Here is an 18,464-nt window from a genome sequence, read left to right on the forward strand (position 1 = left end):
CACCCACGAAAATCCTCTAACGCCGGGCACCCGCACGCAGAACGAATTTTTCTAAAAAAGGCTTGCGCGTATAAACTCCGCGACCTATAATGCTCACACATTCAAACCTGACTGACCGCAACATCATGAACGCCCTCAACATCACCGCCGCTTCCATCCGGGTCTCCCGGACGGTCGACTGCGCTCGTGATGAGCGTCGTGATGAACGTGCGGAGCGCGACGAGCGCTCCTAAGCAGTCACTGGTCGTCTCCGCCAGTGAGCTGGCGGACCCTCAGACGGCCAAAGTCTCACGACACCTCCCTCTGTATTCCCGCTAGCTGCGTCCAACAGGACTCGGAGAGCTTGGTTTTGCCTTGCCGCGGGAAGCTTCCCCTGGCAATGCGGACCATCGGTTTTAGACACCGAGGCGGAGCTATATCCGTCGAAATCTTAAAGGTTTCCTACTCCGTTCGACTTCTGGTTGAGGTCACCAGGCTTTCACCCTGGGCAGGCCGGGTTCAAATCCCGCACGGAGTACCAAATTCGCCGCGTGTCGAGTGACGCCGACGCGCCTTAAACAACTGCGCCATTGGCTCAATGGATAGAGCACCAGGTTGCGAACCTGGAGACTCCTGGTTCGATTCCAGGATGGCGCGCCATGCTTGCAAGGACTAGTAGCTCAGCTGAGAAGAGCAACCGCCTGTCCAGCGGTAGGTCGTGGGTTCGAGCCCCATCTAGTCCGCCAATCATTCGATGCACCCGTAGCTCAGGGGATAGAGCGCCGGCGTCCGAAGCCGGAGGTCGTCTGTTCAATTCAGACCGGATGCGCCAGCGGCGCGAAAGCGCTGCCAAGGGCAGTTTTGTCAGATATGAAAGTTTTGCAGAGCCGTAGCGCAACTGGTTAGCGCACCGGCCTGTCACGTCGGAGGTTGCGGGTTCGAGTCCCGTCAGCTCTGCAAAGCTTTTACGTCACGTTCGTCTAGTGCTCAGGACGTCACCTTCTCAAGGTGATTACACGGGTTGGAATTGATCTTGCCCCCGTATTTCAGGACACGGGCTATTCGCAATGTAGCGCCTGCTCGATCTGAGCAAGACGCTGTTGGGCAGCGCGATGCTGCCTGAACTCCCTGGGTGATCTCATCTTCAATGCCGAGTGCGGGTGTACCTCATTGAAGTGCTCGAAGGCCGCGGCCATCTGCGCCATCACCGTTCTCGCGTCGGCGAGGTCCATGCGGCTGACGTAGTCGCGCTTAAATGTGTTGACGAAGCTCTCGGCCATGCCGTTGCTCTGCGGGCTACACACGGGCGTGTTCACCGGCTTCAGGCCCAGCTGTCGAGCAATCTTCCGGGTCTCGGCCGCGATGTACGCGCCGCCGTTGTCCGAGAGGAACTCCAGCGTGTGAGTCCCGGGGATGCCATCGATGTTGCCGAAGCGCTTTTCCACGGCTTCGATGAGCATCTCACGCACCGGCTCGCCCGGCAGCCCCTTCCCCTCCCAAGCCCGGAAGGCAAGGATCTCGCGGTCGCAGCAGTCCTTGGTGAAGGTCGCGGTGACTGTCTGTCCCGAGTCGCACTTGATCTCGAAGCCGTCCGAGCACCAGCGCACATTGCTGTGCGCGACCGCCACTTTCCCCTCGTGAGGCCGGCTGGACTGGCGCCGTCGGGGTGCCTTCGGCAACAGCAACGCGTGGCCCGCCATCACGCGGTAGACGCGCTTGGCGTTCACGCGCGCAGCGCCGGTGTTGGCTCGATACCGGTTCACCAGTGCGCAGGCGCGTCGGTAGCCATAGGTTGGCAACTCGGTGATCTGCGCCTTGATCTCGTCGAGCAACGTGGCGTCGCTGAGCTTCGCCGGTCTCTGTGTGCGCGCGTCGATCCAGTTCTCTGGGCGGGTCCGCAGGCGATGAACATTCGAGCGCGCCAACCCCAAGGCCTGGCAGACAGCCTTCACTGGCCGTCCCCGTTCAGCAAGGGCGAGCGCGCAATCCACTTTTTTTCGGCGGCGTACTCCACGGCTTCCTTGAGGATTTCGTTCTCCAGCGTCTTCTTGCCGAGCACGCGCTGCAGCTTGGCAATCTCGGCACGAGCGGCGGCGAGCTCAGAAGCCGGCACCACGGCCTCGCCAGCGGAGACCGCCGTCAACGCTCCCTGTCGCTCCAGCTTGCGCCACTGGAACAACAAGCTGGCGGCAACGCCTTCCTGGCGTGCAACCAGCGACACGCTCATGCCCGGTTCGTAGCTTTGGCGAACCAGTGCGGCCTTCTCTCCAAGGGACCAGCGCCTACGGCGCTGGTCCCTCATGATCACTTCAACGGTATCCGTATTCCTAGTCGTACTCACAGTCCTACTCCTATCTTGAAAGATAAGCGATAGACCGTGTCCTGTCATTCAAGGGGCCAGCTCAGAATCCCGTACGTGACTCCAAATCTCTCGGGGCTAGCGCCTCGAAATCCGTCCGTAGCCGGTCTGGTCTTCGAAGCCAGTACGCCGTAGTTGGAGCTGCAATCGGGAGTTCGAATCTCTCCGGACGGGCCACTAAACTCAGTTCGTTAATCCACCTCTCCGACGAGCCAGCTGCCAATGTCTCACCGCCGAGCACCCTTTCTGATAACGGACTTCAAGACTATCGCGTGGCTGGCGGGGTACCTTGAGGGGGAGGGTTCGTTCCTGCGAAACTCCAAGCGCGTTGCCATAAGCCTTCAAACAACAGACTTTGACGTTGCGCAGAGGGTAGCTGGGCTTATGAACGCGAAGGTGCATCCGGTTTCTCAAGCGGCGGCGCACCACAAGCAGGCCTACGCTGTCCATGTCACCGGCAAGCGAGCGGTTTACTACATGCAACTCGTTCAACCCTACAGGGGGGTCCGTCGTCGCATCCGTATCGACGAGTGCCTCGACGCAGTCGCTCAAAACAGCCAGCATAGGAAGCGACTTGGCCAGGCGTCGGCCCGCATCTCGGATTCGGCTCTATTGGCGGCTTGGTTAGGCCGAGGAGAGGGCGTATCGCTTCGGGCGTTCTCAAACTCCGTTGGCATTGGCCGTAGCTCCGTGTCCCGTCGGTTGAACATCCTGGGTTGCAAGGTCAGTCGAGCCGCGCAGCATGACTCATGCTCAGATGCGTCAAGTTCACCACCAACTCAAGCTTGCTACCCGGCCCTTGACGAGCCGTCGGAGGTCTCGCTGGAATGGACAGCTGGGCTACTTGAAGGGGAGGGGAGCTTCGATTTCATCCAGGGGCGCACACGCGTCTCACTGAAAATGACCGACGAGGACGTCGTTGCCCGGTTCTCCCGCCTCGTCTCAACGACCGTTTGCTACCAAGCGCCCACGCGCGTTGGGTGGAAGGCAAGCTACATCGCAGCAGTACACGGCAATGCGGCAAAGGACTTGATGAGTCGCGTTGCACCACTGATGGGCAAGCGAAGACTAGCCAGAATCTCCCACTGCCTGACTGCGGCTCATGAGCATCGCGTGGCGCTGACGCTAGCGGCAAACCGCGTGTTCGAAGCCCGCTATCCCCAGGCGGCCATTTGCGCCAGATGGGCCAGCCGTCTGCCTGGCGAATCCCTCGAGTCTGTTGCAAAGGAGTTTGGAATCAGCCTCGAGTCGCTCCGGCGTCGGCTAACCGAATGGGGCGTCTATGAAGGCACGCCATCGAAGAGCATTCGCGCGTCAGTTCGCGTGGCCAGCCCTGCCTCTTTGCTCTAAGCCTAGCGTATCAGCGCACGCCACTTTGTCCTGAACCTCTTTCTCTGAGCACCCATGGTCTACAACACACGCATCGCCCCAAGCCCATCTGGATTCTTCCATCTCGGAACCGCACGCACGGCTTACTTCAACTGGCTGGCCGCGCGCGCCTCTGGCGGCAAGTTCCTCCTGCGCATTGACGACACGAACACTGCCAAGTCGCAGGACCAGTTCGTTGACGTCATCTACCAGGCTATGGACTACCTCAAGCTCGGCCACGACCTCACCTTCAAGCAGAGCGACCGGCAGGCCCGCTACCAAACGGTCGCCGGCGACCTGGTCGCAAAGGGCAGGGCGGTCCACCGCGATGGCGCGGTCTTTCTGCAGCACGACCTGGTCCATCAATCGTTCGACGACCGAGCGCTCGGCACAGTCAAGGTCACGAAGCTCGACCTCGACTTCATCAAGAACATGGTGCTGCTGAAATCGGACGGCATGCCGACGTACCACTTCGCGAGCGTCGTCGACGACATCGACTTTGACATCAACCTGGTCATCCGCGGCAACGACCACGTGAGCAACACCATGAAGCAGGTCGCCATCTACGATGCGCTAGACGCCGCCGTGCCCCAGTACGCGCATATCGGGTTGCTTTGCGACCTCAAGACCGGCAAGAAGCTCTCGAAGTCGGACGGCGCCAAGTCGCTGCTCGACTTCCAGGCAGACGGCATCGGCGCAGACGCCATGTGCAACTTTTTGCTCCGCCTGGGCTGGGGCTGTTGGCGCCGATGGAATATTGACCAGCTGTGCCGGTTGAATTTTGACCAGGGGCTAAGGCTGCCTCCGCAGGAGGTCAGCTGTGGATAACTATAGAGACGTTCCTGGTTTCTCGCTCCCTTCATTCAAGGGTTGACTGGCTGAAGTCTTGCGCTCCTGCTCCCTGGACTTGATGCGGCCCTTGGCCTCCTTGGAGCTGTGGCGGAAGCGGTAGGACTCGTTTCCGGTCTCGATGATGTGGCAGTGGTGCGTCAACCGATCGAGCAGCGCGGTGGTCATCTTGGCGTCCCCGAACACGCTGGACCATTCCGCGAAGGTCAGGTTGGTCGTGATCATCACGCTGGTGTGCTCGTAGAGCTTGGACAGCAGGTGGAACAGCAAGGCACCACCGGACTGGCTGAACGGCAAGTAGCCCAGTTCGTCCAGAACCACCAGGTCCATGCGCACCAAACTCATGGCAATGCGGCCTGCGCGACCTTGGGCTTTCTCCTGCTCCAGCGCGTTGACCAGATCCACCGTGGAGTAGAACCGCACCCGCTTGGCGTGCCGGCTCAACCCGGCAATGCCCAGTGCGGTGGCCAGGTGCGTCTTGCCCGTGCCAGGCCCACCGATCAGCACAGCGTTCTGCGCATCGTCGGTGAAGGACAGGTCTGAGAGTTTCTGGATCAGCGCCTTGTCCACCTGCGACACCTCGAAGTTGAACCCGGCCAAGTCGCGGTGCATGGGGAAGCGGGCCGACTTCATCTGGTGCGCAATCGAGCGCATCGCCCGGTCCGCATCTTCGGCTTGCAGCAGATGCTCCACCAGCCAGCGTGAGGCATCCAGCGTCGAGTCCCCACCTTGCTCGACCAGATCCGCCCAGGCCACGGCCATGCCGTTCAACCTCAATGCCTTGAGCTGCGCGTGAACATCCCGTGTCGTATCACGCATGACGCACCTCCTGATCATCCAGGTGGGTGGGACGCAGCCGGTCGTACCGCGCTGTGTCGGCCTTGGGCGCCAAGGTCAATTGCAGCGCGGTCTCGGCCTGCATTGGGGTCACCGGGTTGTTCAACCGCGCCAGCACATTGCGAACGTGCTCCACGCTGATGCTGCCGCTGGGGGCCATGCCTTCGAGCACCAGCTCTACAGCCACCAGCACCGCCTCCAAACCCGCCTGCGGAACCACCGCCAGCACCTGCGCCATGACCCGGTCACCTCCGGCGTGGCGCAACAAAGACTGCCGCAGCCGCAGCAGCGCAGGCGGCAGATCCAGGAAGGGTGTTCCATTGCGAAGCGCACCCGGCTTGCGCTGCACCAGGTCGATGTAGTGCTGCCAGTCAAAGACGGTCTGTCCACTGCCCGAGAGCCGGGCGTGGCTGGCCACCACCGCATCCATGGCAGCCACCTCCACCCGCTCCGGATACACCCGGGTGCTCACGATGTGACCCGCCCATTCACACGGCACCGAGTAACGGTTGCGGGCGGCCACCACCAGGCAGGTGCTGCTTACCCGGGCCAGGCGCTCCACATAACCATCAAAGAGCGTCGGCATGGACATGAGGTGGCCCCTCTCCAACTCCAGCATCTCACCCACGGTGAACTGTCGATGGATCGGGTGCGACGTGTCGGCCCACACCGAGCGGCAACGCTCTGCCAGCCAGGCATTGAGTTCGATGAATGAGCCGAAGCGCCGGGTGCTCGCCTCGATCCAGATACGCCGGCGGCTGTCCTGCACGTTCTTCTCCACCACCCCTTTCTCCCAACCCGAGGCCACGTTGCAGAAGTCCGGGTCGAACAGGTAGTGGCTGCACATGGCCGCAAAGCGCGCGTTGACGATGCGCCCCTTGCCCCGCTTGACCTTGTCCACCGCGGTCTTCATGTTGTCGTAGATGCCCCGCCGCGCCACCCCGCCAAGCGCCTGGAACGAGCGCGTGTGCGCGTCAAACAGCATCTCGTGCCCCTGGCTGGGATACGCCACCAGCCAGAACGCTCGGCTGGCACACAGCTTCAAATGCGCGACCTGCACGTTGTAGAACACGCCGCCCACCACCATCGCCTCATCGCTCCAGTCAAACTGGAACGCCTCGCCCAACTCAAAGCTCAAGGGCACGAACGCCTTGGCCGGACTGCTGTCAGAGCGCGTGCGCCACGCCCGGATGAAGTCCGTGACCGCGCTGTAGCCACCGCGGTAACCCTGCGCCTGGATCTGGGAGAACAGTGCCCTTGCAGAACGCCGGCTTTGCTTGGGCCGGTGCGCATCGGCCGCCAGCGCCTGGTGCAGCGTGCCCTCGAACGCCGTGAGCTTGCGCTCAACGACGCGTCGCTCGTACTTCGGAGGCTCATGGCCGGGGGCCTTGAGCCATTTCTTGACCGTGTTTCGGGCCAAGCCGGTTCGCTTGGAAATCTCGCTCAGGGAGAGTTGGTCGCGCAGCTTCATGCGCCTGACCTTGCCAATCATGTCCATGGTGATCACCTAATTTCCCTGCTGAAAGTTTCAGCAGGTCAGTGGAACACCCTGGTCAATTTTCAGTAGGCACTTCGACCTCTAGATGGTCAGTTTTCGGTCGGCGTCAACACCTATACGAAGCAGGACCACTTCGTACTAGGAAACCATGGAACTCATCGGAACAATCAAGGCCTACGGTCAAGACCTCGAGGTCAGGGAGACACGCTATCGGGACGGAGCGCTCGCGTTTATCGTGCAATCCCGGCAAGGCGAGGCGTACGGGACTCTGAGCGTCAACGTGCCCGGCCTCGAGCTGGCCGAAGGCGAATTCCTCGCCAAGACCTGGTCGGAAAACGAACCGCTTCGCGCGCCAGCGCTGGCCTTGACAGCATTCACCGACACCGGCAAGCGCGTGCCAGTCGGGTTCTGCGACGCCGAGGTGTGGGTGCGGCAGAGGGCCCATTGATGGCAGCCTTCGACCCTGACATCCAAGCCATGCTCGACGAGCGGGCACGCACGATGGCAGCTTTCACGGCGGACCATCGGCCACTGGCGCTCTACGCGCTTTATCGTGCGGACCTCCAGATGCCGACCGGCAAGCTGGCTGCACAGTGCGGTCACGCGTTCGACCTGGCCCATGACCGCGCCAAGCTCGAGCGACCGGAAATCACCGCTCAGTACCGAGGCAGCGGCAACGGAACCAAGCTCGTGATGTACGGCAAGAACGTCGGCCAGCTGATACGCGCATACCGGGAAGCGAAAGCCGCGGGCCTGCCCTGCGAGCTCATCATCGACCGGGGCCATATTCTCCTGCCGCACTTCACCGGCAAGCCCATCATCACTGCCGTTGGTATCGGCCCAGCCTACAAGGACGAGGTCGCCAACATCACCAAGCGATTCACGCTGGCGCGCTAGCCCCGTGCGTCTCATTCCAACGCCCCCACGTCATCGACGCTGGGGGCGCTTTTCCTGGTCAGGCGCTCAACGCTCGCGCGGCGAGCTCCAGTTCAGCTTTTGCTGAAGCGTCTTGAACAGGTTGTAGTCCTTCAGGTGCAGCATCTTCACGGTGGTCGCACCCTGCGAGACGTGGACCCGCGTTCCGTCCGTGAGCGGCCCGCCGTATGGCTGCCCGTCGCAGACCACCCTCGACTCCACCGTCCCTCGCACAACGACTTCGACCTTCACCGAGCTCGGAAGCGAGATGGGCCTTGCGGTCAACGAATGTGGGTTCAGTGGCACCAGGGCGATGGCTGCCAAGGAGGGGTGCAGGATGGGCCCGTTGGCCGACAGGGCGTAGGCGGTCGAGCCGGTGGGCGTCGTGATGATGAGCCCGTCCGCACGCAGGGAGAAGACGGGCTGCTCGTCCACGAAGACGTCGAACTGAGCGAGCCGGCCGAAGCCGCCGTTTGTGAACACGACGTCGTTGAAGGCAAGCCCCCTCGACTCTTCGCCGTCCAGCCCTGCCTCCAGAAGAATGCGGTCCTCGACCGTGTACTCGCCGGCCTGGATAGCATCCAGCATCCGTTCAATGTCCTTGGCAGCAACGTCGGTGAGGAAGCCGAGGGTTCCAAGGTTGACGCCAAGAATGGGTTTGCCCCAGCCGAAGAGGTTGCGAGCCACCCCGAGCAGGGTGCCGTCCCCGCCGATGGCAATGGCAATGTCCGCCTCCTGCCTGGCCGACTCGATGAGCTCAGAACTCCAGTTCTTGCCGTCCCATCCGCCCTTGTCGGGCCCCACCAGAACCCGTAGGCCCTTGAGCTGCGCCCAGGAGACGATTTCGTTGAGAACACCCCATGCGTGGGGGTTGTTGGGCTTGCTGAAGAGGGCCAGGGTCGTCATTGTTGTTTTTGCGGTGCAGGAATCGGAAAACTTGTTCTTTGGGGAAACCTAGAAGGCCAGCTCTGCGCCGGCCCCGTTGAAGGGGTAAGGGTTCTTCGTCTTCTCGACCGCCGCCTCCAGCAGCTCGGCCAGGTCGGCGTGTACGGGGATGTGGTAGCGCTGTGCCAGGCGGTCAAGGTAGCGCATCTTCTGCGCGTCTCCAGGAAAGCCCAGCAGCAACTTTGACGACGCCGCCAGCAAGCCGAATTCGGTGTTAGTCGTGAAGCCAGGCAGGGTTGCGACGTCACGGGGCACCCAGAACACGACCACTGTGGCCTGATTTAGGGCCTGCCATTCCCACTGCACCTGCGGGTCATACGTGTTGGGAGGAAGCCCGCCTCCAACCGTCTCGGGGACGAAGACCTTCCCGTCGAAGTCCAGACCCCGAAGAATCTCCAGCGCTTGCGGGCGCCAGGACTTCGTGGCGGCATCGCGCGGCGTGGGGCCCGCGAGGAAGATGGATTTTTCGAGGGGCTGCTGTGCAAAGATGATGTGCATTTGGAGAAAGAAGTAGGATTTCGAGGGCTTTAGCCCGTGAAGCGGACGGGGTGCTGCTCACCCCGGGAACTGACGAAAGCGGCCCGCGCCATGCCACTCATCGCCATCCACCGGATAGGCATGACCAATACGCGCAGACCAGACGTCCACCATGTGGCAGAACGCCGCGAGCTCGTTCATCACACGACCGTTGCTCGAGTAGTCCTGCATTTCGCCTTCCACGTACGTCAGCGCGTTGAGCTGCGCAGGTGTCAGTACCAACGCATACTCCTGCAGCTTGGCCGCGCGAAAAGCCTTGAACGCGGCTTTGGTATCCAGGCCCTGGCGGTTTACAACCTGGCCGTCGGAGTGCACCAATATGCGCCAAGGCTTCTCGAGGTCGTGCAGGTACAGGATGAGCAATGCGTCTGAAATCGAGAACGGCAGCGGGCGACCCAACGCTTTGGTCAGCGCATACAGGTGGCGACCGTAGTTCATCGAATCGACCACATGGTCCAGGTAGCCCCCATCCCAGGCCTGATGGTTGTGCGTCGACCCGCGCGTGGTCTCGAACAGCTTGCGGTTGTCCGCGAGGATGTGCTTGCAGGCTGTGTGGGCAGGTTCGTCGATAAGGTCCAGCAGGTCCTGGATTTGCAGGTAGTCCAGGATTTGACTAAGGCAGCGAACGTTGGTGGTAGGCATGAAGCAAAGGCTAGATTGAGCGAAGCCTGGCCGGGCGTTCTCAGAAGACGAGAGCTTGGCTGGGACCGCCAGTGCCAAGGGATTGGGACTGCGCGGAGATGGAGCGGCTGACAAAGTCCGCGAGCTTGGCCAGGCGTTGTGGCGTTGCATCCGCCAAGTCGACGTACTGGTCGATGCCCGCTTCGACCTGGAAGGCCTGGAGCTCGCGGGCGTATTGGGCGGCGTTGATGCCAATCAGGACGGTGCGCAGCGATTCGATGTGCTCGCCCTTCAACGCACCCACAATCTCCTTCTGGATGTCCGCTGGCCGCATGCGACTATCGTTGTCGACGCCGTCGGTGCCGATGAAGACGATGCCGTTGACCAGGTAGTCCTGCTGGGCCAGCGTCTTGGCGTAGGCGTTGGTTGCACTTACCGCGGCAAAGGTGGCGTCGGCCAAGGCGGTCAGCCCCTCGCAGGTTGGGGCCACGTACGAGGCCACATCCACCTGATTCAGAGGCAGGAACCCGTGCACCTCGTCGACGCTGCGATTGAATTCGACGACGCGCAGCAGGAGGAACTCGGCACGAGGGCTCTTTCTGCAAGCACCGACCACCGTGACTTTGAGCTTGTTCAACTCGTCCGCGAACGAGGAAACCGAGCCGGTCTTGTCCATCACGACGGTCACAAGGGTGTACTCCGTCGAGCCGAGCGTCTCTGGACGGACGGCGGAGAACGCAAAGCCGGAGACGCTGCCGAGCGTCATGGTGTCATCAACGAGTTTCATGGGAATCCTTTCTGGTCTAGAGACGGGTTGTCTCAACCCGCCCGGTCCAAGCGGTTTAGAGGTTACTTGCGCCCGTTGGCCACGAGTTCGCCCAGCACGTCGGTCGACGTCGCCGTACGCAGGCCGCGAGCGGTCATGTCCGCCAGGAACGACTGGTACTGGGCTTCGAACCCACCTACCGGCGAGATGCAGTCGGTCAGGAGCACCAGCTTGCTGAGACTGTCGGCGCCGAAGTTGTCGGCAATGTGCTCGGTCGTGGCCTTGACGCAGTGGCTGCCCGCCTCGCCGGCAATGAGCACTATGTCGGCCTGGGCCAGGATGTCGATGAGGCCGCGATTGAGCTGCGTGGTGGGGTCGTCGGCCGCCGGAACCTCGGCCATGACCGCGCTGTAGTGCTCGGTCCAGGGGTTCGAGCCCTTGGTCACCTTGTTTACGATGCCGAGGAACGCCTCCTCCCATGCGACGTAGGCGGCGCGCACATCGGCGTGCACGTTGTGCCCCCAGGTTCCGATTTCGCAGTGTGGCGTCCAAACCATGTGGACGTAGCGGCCACCCGCCTCGAGCGCGTCCAGGTAGGCCAGCACGCGGTCCGTGGCCTTCGGGTGGCGCGGCAGATAGGCGCCAGCTCGCACCTGGGCGGCGGTGATTTGGGTGAACGGGTCAACGGGCGAACCGTCACCCTTCATCCACATGGCCGGGCGCTCGATGCCCACACGGTGATGGGAGTCCAGCGTGACGGAGATATCCGAGAGGCCGCGCAGACCGCGATTCAGGAGCTCGGTCAGTCTCAGCATGTCAGCGTGCGCGCCGGGGACGGCGAGTTGCGGCCGGAGGACCTCGCCAGGCTTCAGTGGGTCCGCGGGCAGGTAGGCGGACGGCAGGTCGCAGAAGTCGTTTTGCGGGTCGATGACGAGAAGGTGGATGTTGTGCTTCATGCGGAGCTCCTTTGCCGTTGTGTTGTGCTCAGTATAGCATCGTTAGTTTCTCCGTGCAACTAACAGCGGAATCGAGGGCGCCCAGCGCAAAAAAAATGAGTGCGGAACAGGCAAGGGGAGGGGCCTTGTCGTGGCCTTGCCCAAAAAGTGTCGTTAGTTCTATAATGATACTAACGGCCTTCCCGCAGGCTTATCCCACAAAGCTCCCTCTAAAGAGGAATCCCATGTTTCAAACTGTCATCTGCACGGTCGACGTCGTGCTACTGACCCTGAAGGAGCACAAGCTCCACGTCGCGCTCTTCAAGCGGGACAAAGAGCCCTTCGCCGGCAGCTACGCCCTGCCCGGGGGCTATATCCATGCCGACGAAGACAACACAGCGTTTGATGCGGCGCTGCGCGTTCTCAAGGCCAAGACCGGGGTCACGAGCCCCTACCTCGAGCAGTTGGCGACATTCTCGGGCGCGGAGCGCGACCCTCGCGGATGGTCCGTCTCCATCGTCTACTACGCGCTGATGCCGCTGGAGGTTTTGGAAGCCGCCGACCAGGCGGGAATGCAGGTGTTGCCCGTCAGCGCCGTCAAAGACCTGCCCTTTGACCACAATGACATTGTTGCGGCGGCCGTCAAGCGCGTGCGCAGCAAGAGCATCTACTCATCGCTGCCGGCACATCTGTGCGGCCCGCAGTTCACGCTGCCTGAGTTGCAGTCGGTTTACGAAGCGGTGCTGGGCAAGACACTGAACAAGGTGAGCTTTCGCCGAAAGGTGGACGAGCTCGACCTGGTGGAAGAGATTCCTGGCGCCAAGACCGAGGTCATCTCGCAGCGGCCCGCGCAAATCTACCGCCTGAAGCGCAAGTTCCGCCACAAGCTTTCGACCGTCGAGCGGGCACTGCTGTCCTGAGGCGGCAACGCGATGAAGACCACATCGTGCGGCGTGCTCATCCGGAACGCGGCCGGCCAACTCCTGGTGGCCCATGCCACGGGCCAGCGCCACTGGGACATCCCCAAGGGCGGTGCCGAACCCGGTGAATCGCCCAGGGAGGCAGCGGTCCGGGAGGTCCTGGAGGAAACAGGGCTGGTGCTGGCGGCCGAAGCGCTTCGGGAAGTGGGCCTTTTCGCCTACAGGTCCGGCAAGGACCTCCATTTGTTCACAACGACGCTGGCGGAGGCCGATTGCGACCTGGGCCGGTGCCAGTGCACAAGCCATTTCCCTCACTTCCGGACCGGCGTCTTGACGCCTGAGGTCGACGAGTACAGGTGGGTGGACCTGCCGGAAGTACCGAAGTACTGCGCGCTTTCGATGACGGCGCTTCTCCGAACGTTGCCGGGCCTCGAGGCAATCGCCGGACCAAAACGCTGAAACCCGGCCGCTACACAGGCTCATGCCCAAGCACACTCGCGAACCACCGAAGCGCTCTGCAAAGTCCTACGCCGTCTGGCTCCTGAGCCGCCGGGAATACTCGGCCAGGGAGCTTCAGGACAAGCTCACGAACCGCGGGTACCCGGCCGAGGAGGCGACCTCTGCGGTGGGTGAAATGCAGCGTCACGGCTTCCAGGATGACGGGCGGTTTGCCGCGGGTGCCGCGCGCACCTCCGCCCTCCGACTGGGCAACCGCAGCGTGACCGCGAAGCTTGCGGCCAAAGGCATCTCCAAAGAGCTCGCGGCTGAGCAGCTCGAGCAGCTCGAGCCCGAGGAGACACGCGCCCTACGCGTTGCGGAGCGTTTCGAGGGAAAGCCCCTCGACGAGGCCCTCAAGGCCAAGGCCTACCGGTACCTGGCATCGCGGGGATTTTCTGGTGGGGCGGTCAAGGCCGCCATGCGTCACCTCCACGCAGAGGCCCAGCGGCGCGCCGAAGAGGAGGATGGACGGCCTGTCTAAAGGGGTGAGGGGTCGAGTTGCCTATACGGCTGCAGGACAACACACAAAGGAACCCTTCATGACCATCCGCTTCAACACCGGTGACCTCCTGGCCCAGCAAGGAATCATCGTCCACGGCTGCAACTGCTTCGGCAAGATGGGCTCCGGCATGGCCAAGGCCATTCGAAACCGCTACCCGTTCGCCTACCGCGCCTACATGAACCGCTTCGAGGTGTTCGGCCTGCAGCTCGGCGACATCGTCGCGGTGGCCAATCCAAAGCTGCGCATGCAGCAGCCCGAGCTCATGAGGCACATCAGCCAGTTCGACGAGAGCATCCCCGAGGGAGTCATCGTCGTCAACGCCATGACGCAATACGACTACGCCACGAGCGACGACACCAGCACCCGCGTCTTCGCCGACTATCCGGCCATCGAAGCTGCGTTTGCCCGCATCTACATGATTGCCGCGGCAACCAAGATGCCGGTGAACTACCCCCTCATTGGCTGCGGCCTTGCCCGAGGCAAGTGGCCCGAGGTCCGCGAGCGTATCGAACGCTCGATGAAGAACATCGACAGCGACCTGTGGCTCCTCCCCGGCGCAACCGTCGAGTAAGAAATCCGTTCTCTACTTCAACCACCGCTCCTTTTCCAAAGGGCGGTGGTTTTCTTATGGGGTTGGGCGTGATGTTCGTCGCGCATTGACGGGATTTGGGACGCACCGAGGCGCGTTTCGGACACGAGGCGACAGCTATCATTGGCGCCAAACAGGCAAGAAGCAGATGATGAGATTCGACTTTCGCAGGGAGGGGCTTTTAGCCTGCTTCCCATGACCGCGCGCAGCACGCAGGCGCTTCGCGCCCGAACCGCTCAAATCCTCAAATTCCTGGACTCCCCCGTCTACGGGGTGACGCGGACATCCAGCCTCCCGCTCACCGGCGCGGCATTCTTCTACGCGACAGGCGCTGCAAGTTGGCTGTTCAGCCCCGCCCTGGCTGGCGCCCTGGCAGCCACGTTGACGCTGCGAGCGGCGCTCAAAGGCCTTCGCATTCGCCTCGACGCTGCTGGGTTCGCGGCACAGAGCCACCCGAGCATGTCTGCCGCCGAGCGAGCCGCGATGCAAGAGATTTGGGGCCGCTGGTCGATACATGCCGGCAAGAGTGCGCTCCAGGCGCTTGCGTTCTGCGCAGGCGCCGGCCTGACTCCCGCGATTGCCTACGGACTTGGAACGCTCCTGGCCGACCCTCTCGAAATCTTGATGCAAGCGTTGGGCACAACAGGAATTGCACTGGCCTGGAGCCTCGTTTTCATGTCCAGGCGAGGGTACTGGGTGCGGCCGCTGCGAAGGGTCTTCGGCAGTTCAGGGTCGGTCCAGAACACTGACATTTAGTTTAGGTCGAGGGCTTCCTAAAACGTATCGGTCGTGCTAAAATGCTTCTCCTACGCTAAAGAGAAGAGCCATGAACGCGCCAATCACGTACATCCCCGGATTTCTGAAAGACCCCGACGCCGTCTTGAACGCGCTTTGGAACGAGCTCGCCTGGGAACGCCGCGGCACGACGCCGCGTCGTGAGTACTACTCCAACGAGCATCCGGTGCCCTACGCCTACGGGGTGGAGGAGTTCAAGCGCGAATACCAGCCACAGCCTTGGCATCCGGTCGTCCTTGACATCAAGGCGGCTCTCGAGGAGCGCACGAACACCAAGTTCGAGGTCTGCTTCTTGAACGGATACGAAGACCAGCGTGACCACCTTGGGTGGCATGGCGACAATTCCAGCGAAATGGACGACGCTCGCCCTATTGGCATCGTCACAGTCGGCGCGGAGCGCGACATCATGTTTCGACGCAGAGGCGACAAGGAAAGCATCGAGCGGCTCAAGCTCCAGCATGGAAGCCTGTGTCTCATGGCCCCAGGTATGCAAGACCTGTGGGACCACAAAATCCCAAAGGCCGGCTTCTCCTGCGGCACGCGCATCAGCTTGACGTTCCGCGGCTACGTCGCCTGACAACAACTGACCCTACGAGCCCCGAAGCCGCAGCTGGCCTCGGGGCTTTTTCTTTGCCGCCGTGCGTGCATCCAACGAAGGAGGCAAAGGCGCGGCCGGCGGGGGACTGAGGCCGGCACGACTCCGTGCGAAACACAGCAAAAGGCTAAGGGCGCTATCCCTAAGGGCGGGGAGTGAATCGCGGTGGTGGGCCCGCTGCGCTCCCGGGTCAGCGCAAGCTGTTAGCAGCCGCTTGATTCCCGCCGGACCCCGCCACCTCGACGGAGTTTTCCTTGGTCGGGCGCGATGGCTTTCCTATCGACGCGCGGCCGCCCGGACCGGAGCAAACGATTGCCGGTGCTCGGGGCAGGGACCGCGCGTGCGTAGTGCTTCCATATGGGCGGCAACGCCGTACCCGGAGTGCTTGGAGAAGCCATAGCCGGGGTAACGCGCGTCCAGCTCGACCATATGCCGGTCTCTGCGCACCTTGGCAACGATGGACGCGGCGGAAATTTGCGGGCATAGGGCATCACCGCCGACCAGGCTCTCCAGCTGGTTGGCTGCAAAGTTCTCGAAGCGTGGCAGCCGGTTTCCGTCAACGCGAATCAGGTCCGGACGGACGGGCAAGGCGGCAACGGCGCGCTCCATGGCCAGGAAGGTCGCCTGCAGGATGTTGATTTTGTCGATTTCCTCGGCGGTGGCCACCCCGACGCCTACCCAGCAATGCTCCTCGATGAGCGGCAGAAGAGCCTCGCGTCGGCGTGCACTCAGTTTCTTTGAATCGTCGAGGCCTGGAACCAAGACGTCGCGGAAGATGACCGCAGCCGCATAGACAGGCCCCGCGAGCGGGCCGCGGCCTGCTTCGTCAACACCGCAAACCAGCTTGAAGGGGGAATTGCTCATGTGGCGCCATTTCGAGACCTGTGAGCTTTTCGAGGGATTCGCCAAGTCTCTGGTCCGTCCCCCTATAGGCGCCGTCGTTTAGCCGCTGGCCCGGGCGGCTTCGCTACACCGGGGCAGGACCAACAGAAAGGAATGACATGACAATCTCTCTTGCGCCCACCGATGCAAATGCGACCGACCCTCTAAGCTCAGTCGCGCTCAACCAAGCGCTGGCGGAAAATGAGGCTGAACTTGCCGCCGTACAGGCGGAGATGGACCGCCTGCGAAAAATCCGAAGCGGGCTGCTGCGACAAACGCCCGTCGCTTGCGAGCGCAACAACTTCGGCCAAGGCTGCGGTGCGGTCACCTCCATCGGCGAACTGACCTACATCCAGACGCACTGGTATGAGGGCCCGCATGGCTGCAGCGGCGGCGACACCTGGCATCGAGGTGAAGGTCAATTCGTCTGCCCAAGCTGTGGGCACCGCAACCGGCTTTACAACCGAAAGGACGTCGAAAAGCTGGCTGGGCTCTTCAGGGTCATCCAAGCCGTGTACGACCGCTGAACTGATTGAACGAACGCCTTGGTCCTTCCGGGGCGTTTTCTTCTGCCTGCCAGGCTAACGAAGAACGCAGAGCCAGCACCAAAGAGTACTTCCGGCTAAACGAATGCTCTAGATGTGCAAACGACTCTACGCAGCACACCCAATGGAATTCCCGGCCCTCACGGAACGAACCTACAACGACAGCCGCCGCAAGCTCTCCGTGCTGGCACAAGCCATGGCACTGGACGTCATCCACCGCGCCCAATCGCAGGCCGTCACTCTCATCCTTCAGGCCGGCCTGCCGGACGATGCTGCACGGCTCCTCAAGAGCGATATTGCCGAGTCGCTGCTGGCAAAGGACGTTGCCCGCGTTGTGGAATGCGAGGGCTACCTGCAAGTTCCAACTGCAGCCCGGAGGGAGGAAATCCTCGAGCAGGCGCTGGTGGGTACCTTGCTCGGCTGGGTTTCGCAGAAGGTGGAGCAGGAGGACGCCCATCGGCTGCTTCAGGCGGTGCTTTCGCTATACGAGCCGTCCAACCCTGACGGAAGACCCTGACCACCCCGAGCGGGTCGCCCCCAGGCAGTGCCACCCCAAGCGAGACCCGCGATGACAACTGAATACACTCCTGACCGCAAAGAGACGCTCGAGCGTCGCATGTTCGACGACCTCCTCGCGGACCGACGGCTCTCCCGCCGATTGACCTACGCGAAGTACGCGGTCATCGCGACCCTCGGCCTGAGCTATCTGGGCGTGCTCGGTTTCGGCTTCTTCAAGTCCGCGGCCCAGCCCATCGTTCCCGGTGGATACGCTGCCATGATTCGCATCGAAGGCGAAATCGGACCAGGCAAGGCGGCCAGCGCCGAGCGGCTGAATCCCCTCCTGGAGAAGGCCTTCGCTGACGTGAACGCCAAGGGCGTCATCCTGCGCATCAACAGCCCGGGAGGCACGCCGGTCCAGTCGGCGCTCATCAACGACCGCATCCTGCAGCTCAAGAAGCAATACCCGGAGAAGAAAGTGGTGGCGGTCGCCGAGGACATGATGACCTCGGGCGCGTACTTCATCTCCGTCGCAGCGGACAAGATTGTGGTCAACCGCTCCACCATCGCTGGCTCCATCGGCGTCATTACCAAGGGCTTCGGTTTCCAGGGTCTGATGGACAAGCTGGGCGTGGAACGCCGGGTCGTGACCGCAGGTGAGTCAAAAAACATGATGGACCCGTTCGGGCCCCAGACGGACGACGAGAGGACGAAGCAGTCGGAGCTCCTGTCGGCCATCCACAAGCACTTCATCGATGCGGTCAAGGCCGGCCGGGGTGCCCGACTTCACATGGAGACACCGAATTTGTTCTCGGGAACCGTTTGGACGGGCGAAGAGGCCGTTCAACTCGGCCTTGCTGACACCCTCGGAGATATCGAATCTGCGGCCCAGGCAAGCTTCGGCACCAAGAACATCCATGAGTACGCGCCGGCGCGTGGTCTGCTGGAGTCCCTCATCTCGGGCGTCAGCGTGCAAGCTGCGGCGCTCCTCAAGCCAGAGGTCGAAGGCCCGCAACTCCTTCCCCGATAGG

At 62.2% G+C, this 18,464-nt stretch carries 21 protein-coding genes and 6 tRNA genes; 18 read left to right on the plus strand and 9 right to left on the minus strand.

Annotated features, from left to right (window positions below):
- Positions 1 to 443 precede the first annotated feature (443 nt).
- The 5 genes from WDLP6_RS30870 to WDLP6_RS30890 all read left to right on the plus strand — a co-directional run bounded on the left by WDLP6_RS30870 (position 444) and on the right by WDLP6_RS30890 (position 936).
- Positions 444 to 520 (plus strand) — tRNA-Glu (locus WDLP6_RS30870).
- Positions 521 to 563: 43 nt separating this feature from the next.
- Positions 564 to 639 (plus strand) — tRNA-Arg (locus WDLP6_RS30875).
- 9 nt (positions 640 to 648) lie between these two features.
- A tRNA-Asp gene (locus WDLP6_RS30880) sits at positions 649 to 725 on the plus strand.
- A gap of 10 nt (positions 726 to 735) precedes the next feature.
- A tRNA-Arg gene (locus WDLP6_RS30885) sits at positions 736 to 811 on the plus strand.
- Between the two features lie 51 nt (positions 812 to 862).
- Positions 863 to 936 (plus strand) — tRNA-Asp (locus WDLP6_RS30890).
- Between the two features lie 101 nt (positions 937 to 1,037).
- On the opposite strand, the gene WDLP6_RS30895 is transcribed toward WDLP6_RS30890, so the two are convergent.
- Positions 1,038 to 2,281, minus strand: a protein-coding gene (locus tag WDLP6_RS30895) for an IS3 family transposase (protein ID WP_162571052.1) whose coding sequence is annotated in 2 segments (ribosomal slippage) — positions 1,038 to 1,984 and positions 1,984 to 2,281 — 1,245 coding nt in all. Because the reading frame shifts where the segments join, the coding sequence is not laid out codon by codon here.
- A 150-nt stretch (positions 2,282 to 2,431) separates the two neighbouring features.
- Between WDLP6_RS30895 and WDLP6_RS30900 the strand changes: the two genes are divergently transcribed.
- A tRNA-OTHER gene (locus tag WDLP6_RS30900) sits at positions 2,432 to 2,515 on the plus strand.
- Positions 2,516 to 3,742: 1,227 nt separating this feature from the next.
- Positions 3,743 to 4,534, plus strand: coding sequence for a glutamate--tRNA ligase (locus WDLP6_RS30905; protein ID WP_162571053.1), 792 nt, complete (start codon positions 3,743 to 3,745; stop codon positions 4,532 to 4,534).
- Here WDLP6_RS30905 and istB read toward each other — a convergent pair whose 3' ends face one another.
- Both istB and istA read right to left on the minus strand, forming a co-directional pair.
- Complete coding sequence (gene istB / locus WDLP6_RS30910; protein ID WP_162570835.1) at positions 4,535 to 5,374, minus strand: IS21-like element helper ATPase IstB; 840 nt, start codon at positions 5,372 to 5,374, stop codon at positions 4,535 to 4,537.
- Positions 5,367 to 6,890: an IS21 family transposase gene (gene istA, locus WDLP6_RS30915; protein WP_162571147.1), complete on the minus strand. Its 1,524-nt coding sequence runs from the start codon at positions 6,888 to 6,890 to the stop codon at positions 5,367 to 5,369. The genes istB and istA overlap by 8 nt, the downstream gene beginning before the upstream one ends.
- A 148-nt stretch (positions 6,891 to 7,038) precedes the next feature.
- Between istA and WDLP6_RS30920 the strand changes: the two genes are divergently transcribed.
- The gene (locus tag WDLP6_RS30920; protein ID WP_068673940.1) at positions 7,039 to 7,338 is read left to right on the plus strand and encodes a hypothetical protein; all 300 of its coding nucleotides are present in this window, start codon (positions 7,039 to 7,041) and stop codon (positions 7,336 to 7,338) included.
- Entirely contained in the window at positions 7,338 to 7,787 is a 450-nt protein-coding gene (locus WDLP6_RS30925) for a peptidyl-tRNA hydrolase (protein ID WP_068673938.1), read from the plus strand. The genes WDLP6_RS30920 and WDLP6_RS30925 overlap by 1 nt, the downstream gene beginning before the upstream one ends.
- Positions 7,788 to 7,853: 66 nt before the next feature.
- Here WDLP6_RS30925 and WDLP6_RS30930 read toward each other — a convergent pair whose 3' ends face one another.
- From WDLP6_RS30930 to WDLP6_RS30950, 5 genes are all read right to left on the minus strand, one after another.
- Complete coding sequence (locus WDLP6_RS30930) at positions 7,854 to 8,711, minus strand: NAD(+)/NADH kinase (RefSeq protein ID WP_068673936.1); 858 nt, start codon at positions 8,709 to 8,711, stop codon at positions 7,854 to 7,856.
- Positions 8,712 to 8,759: 48 nt separating this feature from the next.
- Entirely contained in the window at positions 8,760 to 9,248 is a 489-nt protein-coding gene (locus WDLP6_RS30935; RefSeq protein ID WP_068673935.1) for a nucleoside 2-deoxyribosyltransferase domain-containing protein, read from the minus strand.
- Positions 9,249 to 9,305: 57 nt separating this feature from the next.
- The gene (locus WDLP6_RS30940) at positions 9,306 to 9,929 is read right to left on the minus strand and encodes a hypothetical protein (protein WP_068673933.1); all 624 of its coding nucleotides are present in this window, start codon (positions 9,927 to 9,929) and stop codon (positions 9,306 to 9,308) included.
- Positions 9,930 to 9,969: 40 nt separating this feature from the next.
- Entirely contained in the window at positions 9,970 to 10,695 is a 726-nt protein-coding gene (locus WDLP6_RS30945) for a hypothetical protein (RefSeq protein WP_162571054.1), read from the minus strand.
- A gap of 62 nt (positions 10,696 to 10,757) precedes the next feature.
- Positions 10,758 to 11,630, minus strand: a complete 873-nt coding sequence (locus WDLP6_RS30950) for a cysteine hydrolase (RefSeq protein WP_162571055.1) — start codon at positions 11,628 to 11,630, stop codon at positions 10,758 to 10,760.
- A gap of 224 nt (positions 11,631 to 11,854) precedes the next feature.
- On the opposite strand from WDLP6_RS30950, the gene WDLP6_RS30955 reads away from it, so the two are divergent.
- From WDLP6_RS30955 to WDLP6_RS30980, 6 genes are all read left to right on the plus strand, one after another.
- Entirely contained in the window at positions 11,855 to 12,529 is a 675-nt protein-coding gene (locus WDLP6_RS30955) for an NUDIX hydrolase (protein WP_162571056.1), read from the plus strand.
- 12 nt (positions 12,530 to 12,541) lie between these two features.
- Positions 12,542 to 12,988, plus strand: a complete 447-nt coding sequence (locus tag WDLP6_RS30960; RefSeq protein ID WP_068673924.1) for an NUDIX domain-containing protein — start codon at positions 12,542 to 12,544, stop codon at positions 12,986 to 12,988.
- Between the two features lie 22 nt (positions 12,989 to 13,010).
- On the plus strand, positions 13,011 to 13,508 hold the full coding sequence (locus tag WDLP6_RS30965) for a regulatory protein RecX (protein ID WP_068673922.1): 498 nt from the start codon (positions 13,011 to 13,013) through the stop codon (positions 13,506 to 13,508).
- Positions 13,509 to 13,566: 58 nt separating this feature from the next.
- Positions 13,567 to 14,100, plus strand: a complete 534-nt coding sequence (locus tag WDLP6_RS30970; protein WP_068673919.1) for a macro domain-containing protein — start codon at positions 13,567 to 13,569, stop codon at positions 14,098 to 14,100.
- Between the two features lie 213 nt (positions 14,101 to 14,313).
- On the plus strand, positions 14,314 to 14,874 hold the full coding sequence (locus tag WDLP6_RS30975) for a hypothetical protein (protein WP_162571057.1): 561 nt from the start codon (positions 14,314 to 14,316) through the stop codon (positions 14,872 to 14,874).
- A gap of 70 nt (positions 14,875 to 14,944) precedes the next feature.
- Positions 14,945 to 15,490, plus strand: coding sequence for an alpha-ketoglutarate-dependent dioxygenase AlkB (locus tag WDLP6_RS30980; RefSeq protein ID WP_068673915.1), 546 nt, complete (start codon positions 14,945 to 14,947; stop codon positions 15,488 to 15,490).
- Between the two features lie 294 nt (positions 15,491 to 15,784).
- Here the strand turns inward: WDLP6_RS30980 and WDLP6_RS30985 are convergent, their stop codons facing one another.
- On the minus strand, positions 15,785 to 16,372 hold the full coding sequence (locus WDLP6_RS30985; protein ID WP_068673913.1) for a ribonuclease HII: 588 nt from the start codon (positions 16,370 to 16,372) through the stop codon (positions 15,785 to 15,787).
- A gap of 137 nt (positions 16,373 to 16,509) precedes the next feature.
- Between WDLP6_RS30985 and WDLP6_RS30990 the strand changes: the two genes are divergently transcribed.
- From WDLP6_RS30990 to WDLP6_RS31000, 3 genes are all read left to right on the plus strand, one after another.
- Positions 16,510 to 16,917: a hypothetical protein gene (locus tag WDLP6_RS30990; protein WP_068673911.1), complete on the plus strand. Its 408-nt coding sequence runs from the start codon at positions 16,510 to 16,512 to the stop codon at positions 16,915 to 16,917.
- Positions 16,918 to 17,059: 142 nt separating this feature from the next.
- Positions 17,060 to 17,452 carry a hypothetical protein gene (locus tag WDLP6_RS30995; RefSeq protein ID WP_068673909.1) on the plus strand — a complete coding sequence of 131 codons (393 nt, stop codon included), beginning with the start codon at positions 17,060 to 17,062 and terminating at the stop codon, positions 17,450 to 17,452.
- A 51-nt stretch (positions 17,453 to 17,503) separates the two neighbouring features.
- Complete coding sequence (locus tag WDLP6_RS31000) at positions 17,504 to 18,463, plus strand: S49 family peptidase (protein WP_068673907.1); 960 nt, start codon at positions 17,504 to 17,506, stop codon at positions 18,461 to 18,463.
- The last annotated feature ends 1 nt before the right edge of the window (position 18,464 follow it).

This window comes from Variovorax sp. PBL-E5 (assembly GCF_901827185.1).
In the GTDB taxonomy this organism is placed as follows: Bacteria; Pseudomonadota; Gammaproteobacteria; order Burkholderiales; family Burkholderiaceae_C; genus Variovorax.

Bases quoted from the DNA above. Each gene is read 5' to 3' on its own strand.
- WDLP6_RS30905 (WP_162571053.1), top strand. From the start codon at position 3,743: ATGGTCTACAACACACGCATCGCCCCAAGCCCATCTGGATTCTTCCAT.
- istB (WP_162570835.1), bottom strand. From the start codon at position 5,374: ATGCGTGATACGACACGGGATGTTCACGCGCAGCTCAAGGCATTGAGG.
- istA (WP_162571147.1), bottom strand. From the start codon at position 6,890: ATGGACATGATTGGCAAGGTCAGGCGCATGAAGCTGCGCGACCAACTC.
- WDLP6_RS30920 (WP_068673940.1), top strand. From the start codon at position 7,039: ATGGAACTCATCGGAACAATCAAGGCCTACGGTCAAGACCTCGAGGTC.
- WDLP6_RS30925 (WP_068673938.1), top strand. From the start codon at position 7,338: ATGGCAGCCTTCGACCCTGACATCCAAGCCATGCTCGACGAGCGGGCA.
- WDLP6_RS30930 (WP_068673936.1), bottom strand. From the start codon at position 8,711: ATGACGACCCTGGCCCTCTTCAGCAAGCCCAACAACCCCCACGCATGG.
- WDLP6_RS30935 (WP_068673935.1), bottom strand. From the start codon at position 9,248: ATGCACATCATCTTTGCACAGCAGCCCCTCGAAAAATCCATCTTCCTC.
- WDLP6_RS30940 (WP_068673933.1), bottom strand. From the start codon at position 9,929: ATGCCTACCACCAACGTTCGCTGCCTTAGTCAAATCCTGGACTACCTG.
- WDLP6_RS30945 (WP_162571054.1), bottom strand. From the start codon at position 10,695: ATGAAACTCGTTGATGACACCATGACGCTCGGCAGCGTCTCCGGCTTT.
- WDLP6_RS30950 (WP_162571055.1), bottom strand. From the start codon at position 11,630: ATGAAGCACAACATCCACCTTCTCGTCATCGACCCGCAAAACGACTTC.
- WDLP6_RS30955 (WP_162571056.1), top strand. From the start codon at position 11,855: ATGTTTCAAACTGTCATCTGCACGGTCGACGTCGTGCTACTGACCCTG.
- WDLP6_RS30960 (WP_068673924.1), top strand. From the start codon at position 12,542: ATGAAGACCACATCGTGCGGCGTGCTCATCCGGAACGCGGCCGGCCAA.
- WDLP6_RS30965 (WP_068673922.1), top strand. From the start codon at position 13,011: ATGCCCAAGCACACTCGCGAACCACCGAAGCGCTCTGCAAAGTCCTAC.
- WDLP6_RS30970 (WP_068673919.1), top strand. From the start codon at position 13,567: ATGACCATCCGCTTCAACACCGGTGACCTCCTGGCCCAGCAAGGAATC.
- WDLP6_RS30975 (WP_162571057.1), top strand. From the start codon at position 14,314: ATGACCGCGCGCAGCACGCAGGCGCTTCGCGCCCGAACCGCTCAAATC.
- WDLP6_RS30980 (WP_068673915.1), top strand. From the start codon at position 14,945: ATGAACGCGCCAATCACGTACATCCCCGGATTTCTGAAAGACCCCGAC.
- WDLP6_RS30985 (WP_068673913.1), bottom strand. From the start codon at position 16,372: ATGAGCAATTCCCCCTTCAAGCTGGTTTGCGGTGTTGACGAAGCAGGC.
- WDLP6_RS30990 (WP_068673911.1), top strand. From the start codon at position 16,510: ATGACAATCTCTCTTGCGCCCACCGATGCAAATGCGACCGACCCTCTA.
- WDLP6_RS30995 (WP_068673909.1), top strand. From the start codon at position 17,060: ATGGAATTCCCGGCCCTCACGGAACGAACCTACAACGACAGCCGCCGC.
- WDLP6_RS31000 (WP_068673907.1), top strand. From the start codon at position 17,504: ATGACAACTGAATACACTCCTGACCGCAAAGAGACGCTCGAGCGTCGC.